Raw genomic sequence first — 15,782 nt, 5'->3', positions numbered from 1 at the left:
GGACCGCGGAGAGCGGCTGAACGGCCGCCACCGCTGAACGGCCTTCACCGCCACCGCGGTACGTACGAGGAGGGGCCCGGCGCACCATGCGCCGGGCCCCTCCCGCGTGCGCTCCCCCTTCCCGCGCCGCTCCCCGCCCTCAGCCCGTCGGCAGCCAGTCCACCCGGCCCGCGAGCAGCGCGAAGCCGACGAAGGCGCCGATGTCGAGGAAGGAGTGCGCGACGACGAGCGGCCCCACCCGCCCCCACCTGCGGTACAGAAGCACGAAGAGCACGCCCATCGCGAGGTTGCCGAAGAAACCGCCGATGCCCTGGTAGAGGTGGTAGGAGCCGCGCAGTACCGAGCCGGCCACCAGCGCCGCCATCGGGCTCCACCCCAACTGCCCCAGCCTGCGCAGCAGATAGCCCACGACGATGACTTCTTCGAGCACCGCGTTCTGCACCGCGGAGAGCACCAGGACCGGGTACTTCCACCACACGGCGGGCAGCGCCTCGGGCACCACCGTGAGATTGAAGCCGAGGCCGCGCGCCCCGAGGTAGAAGGCGATGCCGACGCTGCCGACCACCGCCGCGACCACGGCGCCGCGCCCGAGATCGCTCCAGGGCCTGCGCAGGTCGAAGCCGAGATCCCGGCCGCTCGCCCGCTCCCGCGTCAGCAGGTGCAGCACGAGCGCCACAGGGACGAGCGCGCTCGCGATCCCGAAGAGCTGCCACGCGAGATCAAGCCACGGACGGCCCGGCGCGGCCGAGGCGTTCATCGTGGCGGCCTGGTCCTTGAGACCCCCGGGGCGGGTCACCGAACCGATGAAGCTGATCAGCGCGGAAACGCCGCTCGCGCCGAGCGAGAGCGCGAGGACGAGCAGCGTCTCGTTACGGAAAATTCGTCTCGCGGGCCCTTCGTCGGGAAAAGTTCCGGCCACCAGGCCCTCCTCAACGGGCACAGCTGCCTCCAGTTGACCGATCCTGCCTCATCACCATCATCGCCCGGCTAAGGTGCCGACCGAGCCTCAGGGCTCGCACGCACTTCCGAGGTTCGCGCCGGCGCTCCACCCTCACCGCCGCGCGGACCCGTCCGGCGCCTCGCCGGGCCGCCTCCAGGGGATCACGAGTCCCTGTGGGATCACGGGGTCCCGCGCGGCCGGGCGACCGCCCCCGTTCCACCGCACGAGTCAGCACGCGCACGACGGAGACAGCACGTGTGGCGTCGGCGGGCTCCCCACAGCCGCCGCGCCTGAGAGCGAGAAGGAAGAAGGGCACCACCGGTATGGGACGTCACAAGGTGACCGGGGAGGACCACGGCACCCGCGGCAGCACGAGGGGCCGCGGCCGGGGCAGAACGGTCGCGCTGGCCACGATCCTCGTCGTGGCGGTCGTCGCCGGGACGGGCATCGCGGTGCGCGGCGGCCTGATACCCCTCGGGGGGAGCTGCGCGGACGACGCGATACGCCTGAAGGTCAGCGCGTCCCCCGACATCGCGCCCGCCCTGCGTGCGGCGGCCGACTACGCCAAGGAGCACGAGGTCACGTCGGACGGGAACTGCCTGGACGTTCGGGTCACCTCCGAGGACTCCTCGAAGGTCGCCGAGCGCGTCAAAGCGGGCAAGGACCCCGGCTTCCATGCCTGGGTACCCGACGCGAGCATGTGGGTCGACCAGGCGAACTCCGGGGGAAACTCCGCGCGGGTCTCCCCGACCGGCGCCGTCGCCTCGACCCCCGTCGCCGTCGGGATGACCGAGAAGGCGGCGAAGAAGCTGGGCTGGCCGAAGAAGACGTACTCGTGGGCGGAGCTGGCCGCCGCCGGTTCGCAGGGGGACGCCCTGCGGCTCGGCAGCGCCGACCCCGCGCGCAGCGCCACGGGTCTGCTCGCCCTCACCGAAGTCGCCGGCCAGGCCGGAAAGGCCGAGGGCGGCAGCGCGCAGGTGGCCGCGGCGGCGAAGATCCTCGCCGAGCGCACCGTCGACAGCGACACGCAGTTGCTCGACACCCTCGCCCGCGACGACTCCGGCGCCGAGGCGGGCAACCCGAAGCGCAACGACGCCCTGATCCTCACCGAACAGCGCGCGTACACGCGCAACAAGGAGAGCGACCGCGAACTCGACCTCTTCTACCCGGAGGGGGGCTCCCCCGCCCTCGACTACCCCTACGTCGTCCCGGACAACACCGAACTCAGCACGGAGCAGAGCCGGGCCGCCGTCCGCTTCATGACCTTCCTCAACGAGAGCCACGGGCAGCGCCTGCTGCGCGCGGACGGCTTCCGCCCCGAGGGCGGCGAGGCCGACGCGGAGGTCGCCGAGGCGGCCGGGGCGCGGGCGCCGCAGCCGTACACCTCGCCCACCGCCGAGCCGCCCTCGGCGAAGGCCCTCCAGGAGACGCGCGGGATGTGGACCATCACGGTGCAGAGCGCGCGGCTGCTCGTCGTCGTGGACTCCTCGCCCTCGATGGCCGAACTCGTCCCGGGGCGCGGGCAGAGCCGGATGGACGTCACCAAGGCGTCCCTGCTCCAGGCCCTCGCGCAGTTCACGTCGGCGGACGACATCGGCCTGTGGGAGTTCTCGACCCGGCTCGACGGCGACCGCGACTACCGCGAACTGGTCCCCACCGACCGGCTCGGCGCCCGCAAGGGCGAGGGCGTGACGCAGCGCGACAAGCTCACCGCCGCCTTCGGGGCGCTCCAGCCGCAGACCGGCGGCGCGACGGGCCTGTACGACACGACGCTCGCCGCGTACCAGCAGGCGAGCAAGGGCTACGCGGCGGACAAGTTCAACGCCGTCGTGCTGCTCACGGACGGCACCAACGAGGACCCCGGCTCACTCACCCGCGGCGCCCTCCTCACGAAGCTCAGGGATCTCGCCGACCCCGCCCGCCCGCTCCCCCTCGTGGCCATCGCCGTCGGCCCCGAGGCGGCGGGGGACGACGTGAAGGCGATCGGCTCGGCCACCGGTGGCTCGGGCTTCAAGGTCGACGACCCGGCCCAGATCCACGAGGTCATCAACAACGCGATCGTGGAGGCCGGGAGCAAGCAACAGCACTGACCGCCGCCCCGCCCGTCCCCCTCCCCACGCCCGCGCGATACCGACCGTTCTCCCTCACGCGGAACGGCGGCTCGCCTGCCCCACCGCGGGTGGACGTCCCGCACGGGGCGCGGCTCCCCGGCCGACGGCTGGGGGAGAGGGACGCGGCCGGGCCCGCCACCCCGGGCGAAGGCGCCCTCAGCCCCGTACCCCCCACAGGTGCACCGGCTCGTCCGCCCGGCTCAGCTCCGCGTACCTCCGCGTCATCGCCGCCAGCGCGTCCCCCCGCTCCAAGCCCCGCTCCCGCCCCGCCCGGTACGAGGCCACCTGCCACGAGGCCCCGTTCACCCGGCGGCGGCACCGCTCCTCGATCACCCCGAGGTACAGGTCCCTGTCCGCCGGGTCGACCCCCCAGGCGTCCAGCCCCTGCGCCGCGAGCGGCAGCAGTTCCTCGCGCACCAGCGTCACCGCGTCCACCTCGGCGAGCCCCCCGCGCCCGCGCCGGGGCCAGCGCAGCCGCGCGTCGATCCCGTGCCGGCACGCCTCCTCGAAGTTGCGCTCCGCCTCGGCGAAGGGCAAGCGCGTCCACACCGGCCGGCTCTGCACGGCGAGCGTGCGGACGAGTCCGTAGTAGAAGGCGGCGTTGGCGACGACGTCGGTGACCGTGGGCCCGGCCGGCAGGACGCGGTTCTCGACGCGCAGGTGCGGCGTACCCTCGGCGACACCGTAGACGGGCCGGTTCCAGCGGTAGACCGTGCCGTTGTGGAGACACAGCTCGCCGAGGCCGGGCACCCCTCCCCCGTCGATGACCTTCTGCGGGTCCTCGTCGTCGAAGATCGGGAGCAACGCCGGGAAGTAGCGCAGGTTCTCCTCGAAGAGTTCGAGCGGCCCCTCGATCCACCGCTCCCCGAACCAGGTACGCGGTCGCACGCCCTGCGCGACGAGTTCGGGCGGGCGGGTGTCGGTGGCCTGCTCGAAGAGCGGCACGCGCGACTCGCTCCACAGCTCGCGTCCGAAGACGAAGGGCGCGTTGGCCCCGACGGCGATCTGCACCGCCGTCACCGCCTGGGCCGCGTTCCACACCCCCGCGAACCGCTCCGGCGTCACTTGCAGGTGCAACTGCACGGAGGTGCAGGCGGCCTCCGGCATGATCGAACCGGTGGTGCAGGAGAGGTGCTCGGGGCCCTCGATGTCGAGGCTGAAGTCCTCGCCCCGCGCGGCGACGATCTGCTCGTTGAGCAGGGTGTACCGGTCGACGGCGGAGAAATTCGCCTCCACCAGGTGTTCCTGTCCGAGCGTCGGGAGAATACCGATCATCAATACGCCCGCGTCCCGCTGCGCGGCCTGCCGGTGCGCGTAGGCGAGACCCGTGCGGAGTTCTTCGGCGAGCTGGTCGAGGACCCGGCCGCCGAGGCGGTGCGGGGCGATATTGACCTCAAGGTTGAACATTCCCAGCTCGGTCTGGAAATCCCGGCTCGCGATGCGTTCGAGCACTTCCCCGTTGACCATTCGGGGGAGACCGTCGGGACCCGCGAGATTGAGTTCGATCTCCAGGCCCATGAGGTTCTTGGGGCGGTCGAAGCGCCCTTCCCGCAGAAGTCGCTCCAGACCGTCCAGACACTGCCGCAACTTCGCCCGGTAGCGTCGGCGGTCGGACAGGTCGAATATGCCCGCCACGACCTTCTCCCCCATCGAACGTCCCCTCCAGGATGGGCGGCCGGGTGCTCCGGCCACGAGGTCCACGGTGGATGATGCCCCGGCCCGCTGATCCGTAACGCCCCGCGGACGGCTCATTGCGGATAGGCTGTCCGCCACCCCCGTACGGCACATTCCAAGGGCATGGCCGGGCAAAGCGAGGCGCGCGCCGGGATTCACGGATCTTTTCCGTCCGCAGGATCTTCCGGCGGATCTCCCGGCGGCCCTGGTGAATATCGCCGACGACTACCGGACGACCACGCCGAGGGCACATGCCGAGGTCACTGGCGCAGTACCCGGGAAATCAAAGGTGAAACCTTCACGGAAAAGACCTGATAGTGACTTGCCCGCAATAAGCGCGACAGCTAGCGGAAACCCCGGGCGAACACGCATCGTATAAACTCTGCGCACGAGGTGGAGAGTTGGCGCTTGCGCGCCGGGAGTCGAGAGCATCCTCCGTGGCACGCGAGCGGACAGCGCCGTCGTACCGCCCGCTCCACCAGCCTGTCGCACGAGAGAGGCTCCCGCCCATGCCCCTGCACCTTCCGCCTGCCCCCGCGGCCGGCCTGCGCAGCGTCCGCACCGCCCTGGCATCGCCGACCGCCGTCCACGAGGCCCCCACCCCCGCGCTGCGCACCGCACGCGGCCCGCTCATCGCCGAGCCGGGCCTTCCGGTGCACGTCCTGGACCCCACCGCCCCCCGCTCGGCGGGGCGCACCCGCCTGAACTCCTGGCGCTTCACCGTTCGCAACGGCGATCGCCCGCTCGCGGTCGGTGAGGCGCGGCTGACGGCGGACGGGTGGACCTTCTCGCACTTCTTCGAGGGCCCTTACGTCAACGCCGCCGACCGGGCCATGCACGAGGCGGACGCCCTGAGCACCCCGTACCAGGCGCGGCTGCTCTCCGTCCCCGCCCTCTACATGCTCATGCTGTGGCTGCACACCGATGTCGCCGACATGTCCGCGGAGAGCGCGCTCGGCGAGCAGGACCTCCTGGTGCCGCTCGCCCCGGCCCCGCCCGGCTTCACCGCGTACCTGCCGCTGCGCGCCGCGCAGTTCCTGCCCGTGCTGGAACGGAGGCTGGCCCCTCCGGCGTCCCCCGCCGGACTGCTCGACAGCCTCGCCTGAGGACGGCCCGGTTCGCCGTAGTCCTCGCGGACTACGGCGAACCACCCGAACGGGCAAGGCCGTTCAGCGAACCGCCCGCACGGGTGAAGCGTCCTTGTCCGAGGAGGCCCGCTCTCGCGAAATCCCTGCGGCAGCGGCCTCCCGGGGGAAGACTTGCGACCAGCAACCGATACGGGGGATGCGGTCATGACCATCGAGGAACCCACCGGCCTCACGAGCCGGCCGAGCCCCACGAGCCAGCGAGAGACCGGAACCATGTGCCAGCACCAGCCACCCTGCCCCACCGCCCTCTCCGCCGACCGGGACGCCGCCCTGCCGGTGGCCCACCACCCGGAGCAGGGCTGGAGTCTGCTGTGCAACGGGGTCCTGCTCTTCGAGGACACCGGCGAAATCCTCCCGGACGGCAGCGTCATCGCCCCGCACCGCCCGGCGGCGGACACGGTGACGACGGCGGCCTGAGCCGCCCGGACGGACCGGACGCACGGCGCGGGGCCGGTACGGAGAGACGATCTCCGTACCGGCCCCGCGTTTCCCATGGGGGGAGTCGAGCGCCCTCGGGGGGCGGACCGGCTCAGTCCTCGTAGGCGTCCAGCGGCGGGCAGGAGCACACGAGGTTCCGGTCGCCGAACGCCTGGTCGATCCGGCGCACCGGCGGCCAGTACTTCGTCGTCGGGTCGACGTGGCCCGGGAAGACGGCCTCGGCGCGCTCGTAGGCGTGCTCCCACTCCCCCGCGAGCGCCCGCGCGGTGTGCGGGGCGTTGCGCAGCGGGTTGTCCTCGGCGGGCCACGTACCGGCCGCGACCTTCTCGATCTCGGCGCGAATGGCGATCATCGCCTCGCAGAAACGGTCCAGCTCGGCGAGGTTCTCGCTCTCGGTCGGCTCGATCATGAGCGTCCCGGCGACCGGGAAGGACATCGTCGGGGCGTGGAAGCCGTAGTCGATGAGGCGCTTGGCGATGTCGTCGACGCTGACGCCCGTGGTCTTCGTCAGCTCGCGCAGGTCCACGATGCACTCGTGCGCGACGAGCCCGGCGGGGCCGGTGTAGAGCACGGGGAAGTGCGGCTCCAGGCGCTTGGCGATGTAGTTCGCCGAGAGCACGGCGACCTGCGTGGCCTCCTTGAGCCCCTCGCCGCCCATGAGCCGCACGTACGCCCAGGAGATCGGGAGGATGCCCGCGGAGCCCCACGGCGCGGCCGAGACCGGGCCGACCCCGGTCTCGGGCCCCGCCGCCGGCTGGAGCGGGTGGTTGGGGAGGTACGGGGCGAGGTGCTCGCGGACGCCGATCGGGCCGACGCCGGGGCCGCCGCCGCCGTGCGGGATGCAGAAGGTCTTGTGCAGGTTGAGGTGCGAGACGTCGCCGCCGAAGTGGCCGGGCCGCGCGAGGCCGACGAGGGCGTTGAGGTTGGCGCCGTCGATGTAGACCTGGCCACCGGCCTCGTGCACGGCCGCGCAGACGTCGGCGACGTGCTCCTCGAAGACGCCGTGCGTCGAGGGGTACGTGATCATGAGCACGGCGAGTTCGTCGCGGTGCTTGTCGATCTTGGCGTGGAGGTCGTCGAGATCCACCTCGCCGTCCTCGGCGGTCTTGACGACGACGACCTTCATCCCGGCCATGACGGCGGACGCGGCGTTGGTGCCGTGCGCCGAGGAGGGGATGAGGCAGACGGTACGGGCCGTGTCGCCGTTCGCGCGGTGGTAGCCGCGCACCGCGAGCAGCCCGGCCAGCTCGCCCTGGGAACCGGCGTTCGGCTGGAGCGAGACCCTGTCGTACCCGGTGACCTCGGCGAGCCGCTCCTCCAGCTCACGGATCAGCTCCAGGTACCCCTGCGCCTGCGAGACGGGCACGAAGGGGTGCAGGGAACCGAACTCGGGCCAGGTGACGGGCTCCATCTCGGTCGTCGCGTTGAGCTTCATCGTGCAGGAGCCGAGCGGGATCATGCCCCGGTCCAGGGCGTAGTCCTTGTCGGAGAGCGAGCGCAGGTAGCGCAGCATCGCCGTCTCGGAGCGGTGCGCGTGGAAGACCGGGTGGCTCAGGTACGTGCTCGTACGGCGCAGCGCCCCGGGGAGCGCGTCCTCCGCCGAGGCGTCGAGCGCCTCGATGTCGGCGCTGACGCCGAAGGCGGCCCAGACGGCGGCGAGGCGGGCGCGGTCGGTGGTCTCGTCGCAGGCGAGCGAGAGCGTGTCCGCGTCCACGCGGTAGAGGTTGACGCCCTGCTCGCGAGCGGCGGCGAGGATCGCGTCGGCGCGGCCGGGGACGGTCACGGTGAGGGTGTCGAAGTACTCGCCGTGGGCGACGGCGACGCCCCCGGCGCGCAGCCCGGCGGCGAGCAGGCTCGCGTAACGGTGGGTGCGCTCGGCGATCGCGCGCAGTCCGTCCGGGCCGTGGTAGACCGCGTACATCCCGGCCATGACCGCGAGGAGGACCTGCGCGGTGCAGATGTTGCTCGTCGCCTTCTCGCGGCGGATGTGCTGCTCGCGGGTCTGGAGGGCGAGGCGGTACGCCTTGTCGCCGTCCGCGTCCACGGAGACGCCGACGAGGCGTCCGGGCAGGCTGCGCGCGTGCGCCTCGCGGACGGCCATGTAGCCCGCGTGCGGGCCGCCGAAGCCCATCGGGACACCGAAACGCTGCGTCGTGCCGACGGCGATGTCCGCGCCCAGTTCGCCGGGCGGGGTCAGCAGGGTGAGCGCGAGCAGGTCGGCGGCGACGGTGACCACGGCGTTGACCGCGTGCGCCTGCTCGATGACGGGGCGCAGGTCCCGTACGGCCCCGGAGGCGCCCGGGTACTGGAGGAGGACGCCTGTGACGCCGCCCTCGGCGTACTCGGCGGGCAGGCCCTGGGACAGGTCGGCGACGACGACCTCGACGCCCGTCGGCTCGGCGCGGGTGCGCAGCACGGCGACGGTCTGCGGGAAGGTGTCGGCGTCGACGAGGTAGACGCCCTTCTTGACCTTGCCGACGCGCCGCGAGAGGGCCATCGCCTCGGCCGCGGCGGTGCCCTCGTCGAGCAGCGAGGCGCCCGAGGTGGGCAGCCCGGTGAGGTCGGCGACCATCGTCTGGAAGTTGAGCAGCGCCTCCAGGCGGCCCTGCGAGATCTCCGGCTGGTACGGCGTGTACGCGGTGTACCAGGCAGGGTTCTCCATGACGTTGCGCAGGATGACCGGCGGCGTGAAGGTGCCGTAGTAGCCGAGGCCGATCATGGAGTCCACGACCTCGTTGCGCCGGGCGAGGGCGCGCAGTTCGGCGAGGACCTCGGCCTCGGTGCGCGCGGCGGGGAGCTGGAGCGCCTCGGCGGAGCGGATCACCTCGGGCACGGCGGCGGCGGTGAGTTCGTCGAGCGAGCCGAAGCCGACCTGGGCGAGCATCTTCGCCCGCGCCTCGGCGTCGGGCCCGATGTGGCGCTGGGCGAAGGGAGTGCCCTCTTCCAGCCGGGTCAGCGGGGTGCGGTGGACGGTCATCTGCGGGGGCCTCCTGGTCGGCGCGACCTGCACCGGATACCACCTGCGGGTACCCGGACGGCCTCCCCCTCTGTCATCCGGACCTGAGAGCTTCACCTTCACGGACGCACGCGCCCGCGCAGGCTTGCACCGTCGGTGAGGACCGACGCCCCGCGTACCCGCCGGACGCGTCCTGCTTTCCAGAGTGACCTCACCCGCGCGGTACAGGGGCCTGAGAGATTCCGGGGAGGATTTGCTCCTTCGGCGTCCCCGGTGTCGAGCTCCGGGGCACTCTCCCGCACAGGGTCAGCAGCCAATGGCCAGCGTACCAGCGGCGCGCCGGGCGGGTCAGGGGCGGCGGGGCGCCGAGTGGCCGCCGGAGCGGAAGTGCCTTTACGTAGGGGTACGAGCCCTACGGCCCCGCAGCGCGGGCGCCGACACCAGGAGGTGCCGTGGAGACCGATATCGACCCGCACGCCCTGATCGGTCGCAAGGCGGTGGACCACGAGGGTGCCCGGATCGGCACCGTGGACGAGGTGTACCTCGACGACGCCACCGGAATCCCCGAGTGGGCGGCGATACGCACCGGCCTCTTCAGCAGGGACGCCTTCGTCCCCCTGGAGCCGAGCCGGCTCGTCTCGGGCGTCCTGCGCGTCCCCTTCGCACGCGCCCTCATCAAGGACGCGCCCGACTTCGGCGTGGGCCGCCACCTCTCGCCGCAGCAGGAACTCCAGCTCTACCGCCACTACGGCCTCGACGCGAACCCCCCGGAACCGCACGAGGACGTCGAGTTCGGGAGCATCGCGGGCCGCGAGGACGCCTGAGGGCCCCGCTCCCCTGTCGATTCCCGGCCACCTTCCGGCACCAGCGTCTACGGCACCCCCGCCGCCCCCGGCCGCACCTCGCCCGTGCCCGTGCCCCGCACCAGCGGAAGCGGTTCCCCCGCGCTCAGCTCCGGGTCGTCGACGGCGAAGGTCCGTACGCGCCCCGGGCGCTCGTCGTACGGCGTCTCGAAGCGCACGGTGACCCGCCCGAGCCCGCTGCCCTGCACCCAGCCGGGCCCGTGCTCCGTGTGCACGACGTCCTGGCCCGGCCGCCACCGCGGCGCGGGCGGCACTGACGGCACGGGCACGGGCGAGGTCACCCGGAGCGGTTCGGGGGCCAGGGCGAGGGGTTCCTCCCCCGCCGTCGTCCGCGCGAACAGCACCTCCTGCGTGAAGTCGGCGAGCCCGGAGACACCGACCCCGAGCAGCCGCACCCCGCCCGTCGTGTCCACGAGTTCCAGGAGCCGCGCCGCCGCCTCGCGCACGACGGCCGGGTCGTCGGTCGGCGCGCGCAGCGTCTCGGAGCGTGTGAGCGTCGAGAAGTCGTACCGGCGGACCTTGAGCACCACGGTCCGCCCCGAGCGCCCGCTCGCCCGCAGCCGCCCCACGCAGCGGTCGGCGAGCGCGGCGACCTCGGCCCGTACCCGTACCCGGTCGTGGATGTCCAGGTCGTACGTGTCCTCGACCGAGACCGATTTCCCCTCCCGCTCGGCGACGACGGGCCGCTCGTCGTGCGCGAGCGACATCGCGTACACCCCCGCGCCGTGCGCCTTCCCGAGCAGCCGTACGAGTTCGTCCTCGCCCGCCTCCGCGATCTCCCCGATCGTGCTGATCCCGGCCCTGCGCAGGTGGTCCCCGGTGGCGGGGCCGATCCCGGGCAGCACCCGCACGGAGAGCGGCGCGAGCAGCTCGCGCTCGGTGCCCGGCTCGATCAGCACGAGCCCGTCCGGCTTGGCCCGCTCGGAGCCGATCTTCGCGAGCATCTTCGACGCGGCGAGCCCCACGGAGCCCGTCAGCCCCGTCCGCGCCCTGATGTCGGCCCGCAGCCGCTCCCCCACCGCGCGCGCCGTCCCCGCGTCGAAGGCCACGCCACCGGCCTCCAGGTCGACGAACGCCTCGTCGAGGCTCAGCGGCTCCACGAGCGGCGAGAGCGCCCCGAGCAGCTCCATTACCTGCTCGCTCACGCTCCGGTAGAGCGTGAAGCGGGGGAAGAGGTAGGCGGCGTTCGGCGCGAGGCGGCGCGCCTGCGCCGTGGGCATCGCCGAGTGCACCCCGAAGGAGCGCGCCTCGTACGACGCGGTGGAGACGACGCCGCGCGGACCGAGCCCCCCGACGACGACCGCCTTCCCGCGCAGGCTCGGCTTCGCCGCCTGCTCGGCAGCGGCGAAGAAGGCATCCATGTCGAGATGCAGCACGGTCGGGGCACGTCTCACACCCCCATGCTCGCGCACCCCACTGACAACGCCCGGTACGGAAGGCCGGGGACACGAGGAAGGCGGGAACAAGGGGCGGAGACAGACATGGGAGAGGCGGGCGGCCACCCGGCCGCCCGCCTCCGCTCCGCGAGGTCCTGCGAGGTCCCGGTCCTCACACCGCCCGGTTGCGCCGCCGCGCCGCGAGTTCGTCCCCGGCGGCCTCGCCGCCCCGGATCACCGTCTCGCCCTCGTCGACCCGCTCACCGTGCAGCTGCGCGAGCGCCGCCTCGACATCGCGCTGCACGACCCCCACGGCGATACCGAAGATGCCCTGGCCGCCCTGGAGCAGCTCCACGACCTCCTCGGACGACGTGCACTCGTAGACCGTCGCCCCGTCGCTCATGAGGGTCATCCCCTCCAGGTCCTTCGGATCGCGGTGGCGCAGGTGCCGCACGGTGCCGCGGATGTTCTGGAGCGCGACCCCGGTGTCGAGAAAGCGCCGCACGATCTTGAGGACAACGACGTCGTGGAAGCTGTAGAGGCGCTGGGTCCCCGAGCCCTGCGCGGCGCGCACGCTCGGCTCCACGAGCCCGGTGCGCGCCCAGTAGTCGAGCTGGCGGTACGTGATACCGGCCGCCACGCACGCCGTCGGCCCCCGGTATCCCACCGCGGGCGCGGGAACGACCGCCTGCGGCCCCGGTCCACCCCCGCGCAGCGGCAGGGGAGCCTCGCCGTTCGGGCGTCGCCCGGGGACGCCCCCCACCCTGCTGTCGCCGCTGCTTCTCACGCCGACCTCCGTCCTCGACCTGGCACATGACGGTAGGCAGTCACCCGGGGTGCGTCAACGATCGCCACGCTGGGCACGCCGGGTGATATTCCCCTGGAGAGTGGTTTGCCGCGCGGTTCGCCGGGGTAAGGCTAGCCGAATGCCCGCTCGTCCCCCGGTCCCCGGCGGGGGATCGGGGGCCCGGAGCGGGCCTCACTGGCTGTTGGTCCCGAAGTCCTCGGGAGAGATCTGGTCGAGGAACTCGCGGAACTTCTCCACCTCGTCCTCCTGCTCGTCGGGGATCGCGATCCCCGCGCTGTCGAGCAGTTCCTCCGCACCGTAGATCGGCGAGCCGGTGCGCAGCGCGAGCGCTATGGCGTCGGAGGGACGAGCGCTGACCTCGATACCACTGGCGAAGACGAGTTCCGCGTGGAAGATGCCGTCCTTGAGGCCGGTGATACGGACCTCGGTCAGCTCTTGACCGACGGCTTCGAGCACGTTCTTGAAGAGGTCGTGCGTCAGCGGCCTGGCAGGGGTCATCCCCTGCTGGGCGAAGGCGATGGCCGTCGCCTCGCCGGCACCGATCCAGATGGGAAGGTACCGGTCGCCTCCCACTTCTCGCAGGAGCACGATCGGCTGGTTGGAGGGCATTTCGACCCGGACACCTACGACGTCGAGCTCATTCACACACCAACCCTAGGTCGTCCCCGGCCGGTTTGGGTAGTCGGGGGCGTACGAGCAGGGACGCACAGGGCCGAAAGGCGCACATCACACGGGGAAACCCGCGAACGGACCGGGTCCGCGCCCCGCCGGCCCGGCCTCGCTCAGGACCGCAGGTCGAGAGCCAGCTCGACCAGCGCGCTGTGCAGCCCCGTCGCCAGGTCGGCCAGCTCGCGGGTGCGTTCCTCCGCCTGCGCCCGCGTCTGCGGGTTGCGGTGGCGGACGAGGGGGGCGACCACCTGTTCGACGAGGCCCGCCTCGCGGTCGGCGGCGGCCTTGGTCGCCCGCAGATGCCGGGGCTCGATGCCGTGCCGCCCCAGCTCCGAGACGAGCCGGGCGATCCGCACGAGGCGGGCGTCGTAGTGCCCGTCGGGGAGCGGGGCGACGAGGCCGTACGACTCCCAGTCGGTCAGCTCCGCCTCGTCCACACCGGCCGCGGCGAGCAGTTCGGCGCGGCCGAGGCGGCTCACGGTCACCTCGTCACGCGGTGGGGGTCCGCTCTGCCGCCCGACGAGCGGTGCCGTCGGGCGCTCACCGCGTTCGACGGCGTCCAGGTACTCGCGGATCGCCTTGAGCGGCAGGTAGTGGTCGCGCTGCATCCGCAGGACGTGGCCGAGGCGCTCCACGTCGCGCGGGGTGAATTTCCGGTACCCGGAGGGGGTGCGCTGGGGCTCGATGAGCCCCTCGGCCTCCAGGAAGCGGATCTTGGAGATGGTGACCTCGGGGAACTCCTCGCGGAGGATGTTGAGCACCGCCCCGATACTCACCGGACGGGTCCGCCCGGCAGCGGTGCCCGTCGGGCGAGTCCGCTCGGCGGCGGTGCCGTCAAGACCGGCACCGCCCCTCGCTCTGTCCACCATGGCCCCTGCTCTCGCGGGTCAGAGTGCCTGCTGGCTCGCGTAGAAGACCAGCCGGTACTTGCCGATCTGCACCTCGTCGCCGTTGGCGAGCACGACCGAGTCGATGCGCTCACGGTTGACGTAGGTGCCGTTGAGACTGCCGACGTCCGCGACGGTGAAGGTGCCGTCGGCCTCGCGCCGGAACTCCACGTGCCGCCGGGAGACGGTCACGTCGTCGAGGAAGATGTCGCTCTGCGGGTGACGGCCCGCCGTGGTCAGCTCCCCGTCGAGCAGGAAGCGGCTGCCCGAGTTGGGGCCGCGCCGCACGATCAGGAGCGCCGAGCCGAGCGGCAGGGCGTCCACGGCCGCCTGGGCCTCCGGCGAGAGCGCGGGCAGCGCCGTCTGTCCGGTGGCCTCGGGGTCGTACGCCTCAAGACCCGAGATGGAGATGGTCGACGTGGTCTCCGAGGCACGCTCGGGCACCGCGCCGGGGCGCAGCGGGGCCCCGCAGTTGGAGCAGAAGCGGCCCGTCTGTGGGTTCTGATGACCGCACCTGCCACACACCAGAAAGCCCATGGACGAGTCCTCCTGACCCTGCTGTCCCGCGGAAGCGTTCGGCGCATACGAGTCGCGGGCGAACCCTCCACCCGTACTTGAGGTTGACGGTTCCCCGAAACCTATGCGGCCCGCGGTGGCCGGGTCAACAGCCGACGCGCCCTGTCCACCCTGCGTACCACCAGCCGGACCAGCGACTTCGTCACGGAACAGCGGGCGCTCCCCCTCCTCGCCGGGACGGGCGCGGTGCCGCGCGGCGGCACCGTCCTCGCGCTTGCTCCTGCCGAACAACTTCGAAAAAAAACTCACGGGCGATTCCCCTTGACCGAAACAGACCCGCCCGTGGGGCAGGACGAACCCTCATTGCTCTCACTGACTGTCCGGGACATCTCCACGAGGCCCACGACCACCGGACAGTTTTCCCTACGCGCCGGTCTGACGACGCGTCGACCCCCCGCTTCCTCCTGCCCTCGCACGGTAATCGTCATGCGCACCGCTTCACCGCGAGGACGACTGAGCGTAATCGGGCGTCTTCGCGGGCCGCAAGGCGTCCACGACGATCTTCTTCTCCTCCTGCACCACGACGGTGGCCTGCTCCTTCTCCAGAGTCTGCACGACCCCGCCCGGGATGCTGAGCGCGGGCGTCAGGTCCTGCGACTTGCCGATGACCTTGAACCGGAACGGCGCTTCGACCTTGTGCCCGTCGATCCGCACGCTCTGGCCCTCGTCGGTCAGATACGTGCTCGCGACGACCCGGACGTCACCGATCTGGATGGCTTCGGCACCCGCCGCGCGCAGCTCCTGGATGGTGTCGAGGAGCATGTCGGCCTTGACCCGGTGCTTCGGGTCGTCGACCGTCACCGTGATCCCGGGGCCCTGCGCGGCCACCGTGCCGGCCAGGATGCCGAGCTGGCGTTCCTTCTCCACGGTCTGCTTCCGCGCCTCCTCCGCCTGGTCCGAGCTGTTCTCCAGCTCCGTGCGCTGGCCCTCCAGACTCTGCTTCTCGTCTTCCAGACGCTGAGTACGGTCATCCAGTTCATCGAGGATACGAACAAGATCTTCCTGACGTGCCCCGCGCAGCGCGCTGCTGTCGTTGTGGGAGCGCACCTGGATGGCGAGACCGAGGCCGAGGACGAAGAGCAGCAGCGCGACGATGAGCTGCGCGCGGGTGACGCGCGGCGGCCACAGACCCTTGACGAGCCGCTGACGGCCCGTCAGGGCCTTACCGTCCCCCGCGGGGGTGCGCGACGGCTCCGGGCGCGCCTGGGCGTGCTGTCCTCCCGTGCGCCGCTCGTCACCGCCGTCGGCCTGGGGCCGCGGCCGCTCCTCGGGCAGTTCGCGGGACCGCTCCTGCGGCAGTTCGCCGGGGTGCTCGTCGGGCGTTTCGCTCATGGTG

General features: G+C 72.3%; 13 protein-coding genes and 1 riboswitch. Of the genes, 4 read left to right on the top strand and 9 right to left on the bottom strand.

Features of this window, described 5'->3' with window-relative positions; genetic code table 11:
* Positions 1 to 139 precede the first annotated feature (139 nt).
* Positions 140 to 940, bottom strand: a complete 801-nt coding sequence (locus STTU_RS29050) for a CPBP family intramembrane glutamic endopeptidase (RefSeq protein ID WP_007829549.1) — start codon at positions 938 to 940, stop codon at positions 140 to 142.
* A 323-nt stretch (positions 941 to 1,263) separates the two neighbouring features.
* On the opposite strand from STTU_RS29050, the gene STTU_RS29045 reads away from it, so the two are divergent.
* Positions 1,264 to 3,030, top strand: a complete 1,767-nt coding sequence (locus tag STTU_RS29045) for a substrate-binding and VWA domain-containing protein (RefSeq protein ID WP_007829547.1) — start codon at positions 1,264 to 1,266, stop codon at positions 3,028 to 3,030.
* A gap of 177 nt (positions 3,031 to 3,207) precedes the next feature.
* Here STTU_RS29045 and STTU_RS29040 read toward each other — a convergent pair whose 3' ends face one another.
* A complete protein-coding gene (locus STTU_RS29040) occupies positions 3,208 to 4,701 on the bottom strand; it encodes a hypothetical protein (RefSeq protein WP_007829546.1) in 1,494 nt (497 codons plus the stop codon).
* 533 nt (positions 4,702 to 5,234) lie between these two features.
* Between STTU_RS29040 and STTU_RS29035 the strand changes: the two genes are divergently transcribed.
* Both STTU_RS29035 and STTU_RS29030 read left to right on the top strand, forming a co-directional pair.
* Entirely contained in the window at positions 5,235 to 5,831 is a 597-nt protein-coding gene (locus STTU_RS29035) for a hypothetical protein (protein WP_007829543.1), read from the top strand.
* A 255-nt stretch (positions 5,832 to 6,086) separates the two neighbouring features.
* On the top strand, positions 6,087 to 6,290 hold the full coding sequence (locus tag STTU_RS29030; RefSeq protein WP_043257834.1) for a DUF5999 family protein: 204 nt from the start codon (positions 6,087 to 6,089) through the stop codon (positions 6,288 to 6,290).
* Between the two features lie 112 nt (positions 6,291 to 6,402).
* Here the strand turns inward: STTU_RS29030 and gcvP are convergent, their stop codons facing one another.
* A complete protein-coding gene (gene gcvP / locus STTU_RS29025; RefSeq protein ID WP_007829537.1) occupies positions 6,403 to 9,288 on the bottom strand; it encodes an aminomethyl-transferring glycine dehydrogenase in 2,886 nt (961 codons plus the stop codon).
* Positions 9,289 to 9,477: 189 nt separating this feature from the next.
* A riboswitch (glycine riboswitch) is annotated at positions 9,478 to 9,576 on the bottom strand.
* A 143-nt stretch (positions 9,577 to 9,719) separates the two neighbouring features.
* Between gcvP and STTU_RS29020 the strand changes: the two genes are divergently transcribed.
* The gene (locus STTU_RS29020) at positions 9,720 to 10,091 is read left to right on the top strand and encodes a PRC-barrel domain-containing protein (RefSeq protein ID WP_010271087.1); all 372 of its coding nucleotides are present in this window, start codon (positions 9,720 to 9,722) and stop codon (positions 10,089 to 10,091) included.
* Positions 10,092 to 10,138: 47 nt separating this feature from the next.
* Here the strand turns inward: STTU_RS29020 and STTU_RS29015 are convergent, their stop codons facing one another.
* The 6 genes from STTU_RS29015 to STTU_RS28990 form a co-directional block, all read right to left on the bottom strand.
* Positions 10,139 to 11,524: a DNA polymerase IV gene (locus STTU_RS29015; protein ID WP_106432180.1), complete on the bottom strand. Its 1,386-nt coding sequence runs from the start codon at positions 11,522 to 11,524 to the stop codon at positions 10,139 to 10,141.
* 154 nt (positions 11,525 to 11,678) lie between these two features.
* The gene (locus STTU_RS29010) at positions 11,679 to 12,293 is read right to left on the bottom strand and encodes a MerR family transcriptional regulator (RefSeq protein ID WP_234019334.1); all 615 of its coding nucleotides are present in this window, start codon (positions 12,291 to 12,293) and stop codon (positions 11,679 to 11,681) included.
* Between the two features lie 192 nt (positions 12,294 to 12,485).
* On the bottom strand, positions 12,486 to 12,959 hold the full coding sequence (locus tag STTU_RS29005) for a bifunctional nuclease family protein (protein ID WP_007829529.1): 474 nt from the start codon (positions 12,957 to 12,959) through the stop codon (positions 12,486 to 12,488).
* A 137-nt stretch (positions 12,960 to 13,096) separates the two neighbouring features.
* A complete protein-coding gene (locus STTU_RS29000; RefSeq protein WP_420713568.1) occupies positions 13,097 to 13,852 on the bottom strand; it encodes a MerR family transcriptional regulator in 756 nt (251 codons plus the stop codon).
* Between the two features lie 18 nt (positions 13,853 to 13,870).
* Complete coding sequence (locus tag STTU_RS28995; RefSeq protein ID WP_007829515.1) at positions 13,871 to 14,695, bottom strand: FHA domain-containing protein; 825 nt, start codon at positions 14,693 to 14,695, stop codon at positions 13,871 to 13,873.
* Between the two features lie 189 nt (positions 14,696 to 14,884).
* On the bottom strand, positions 14,885 to 15,778 hold the full coding sequence (locus STTU_RS28990; protein ID WP_007829514.1) for a DUF881 domain-containing protein: 894 nt from the start codon (positions 15,776 to 15,778) through the stop codon (positions 14,885 to 14,887).
* Positions 15,779 to 15,782 lie beyond the last annotated feature (4 nt).

The sequence above is a fragment of the Streptomyces sp. Tu6071 genome (genome assembly GCF_000213055.1).
GTDB classification, from domain to species: Bacteria; Actinomycetota; Actinomycetes; order Streptomycetales; family Streptomycetaceae; genus Streptomyces; species Streptomyces evansiae.
This window is presented reverse-complemented; position numbering and strand designations above follow the sequence as displayed.

Coding starts and splice junctions, on each gene's coding strand:
- STTU_RS29040 (WP_007829546.1), bottom strand. CDS start 4,701: ATGGGGGAGAAGGTCGTGGCGGGCATATTCGACCTGTCCGACCGCCGA.
- STTU_RS29045 (WP_007829547.1), top strand. CDS start 1,264: ATGGGACGTCACAAGGTGACCGGGGAGGACCACGGCACCCGCGGCAGC.
- STTU_RS29000 (WP_420713568.1), bottom strand. CDS start 13,852: ATGGTGGACAGAGCGAGGGGCGGTGCCGGTCTTGACGGCACCGCCGCC.
- STTU_RS28990 (WP_007829514.1), bottom strand. CDS start 15,778: ATGAGCGAAACGCCCGACGAGCACCCCGGCGAACTGCCGCAGGAGCGG.
- STTU_RS29035 (WP_007829543.1), top strand. CDS start 5,235: ATGCCCCTGCACCTTCCGCCTGCCCCCGCGGCCGGCCTGCGCAGCGTC.
- STTU_RS29030 (WP_043257834.1), top strand. CDS start 6,087: ATGTGCCAGCACCAGCCACCCTGCCCCACCGCCCTCTCCGCCGACCGG.
- gcvP (WP_007829537.1), bottom strand. CDS start 9,288: ATGACCGTCCACCGCACCCCGCTGACCCGGCTGGAAGAGGGCACTCCC.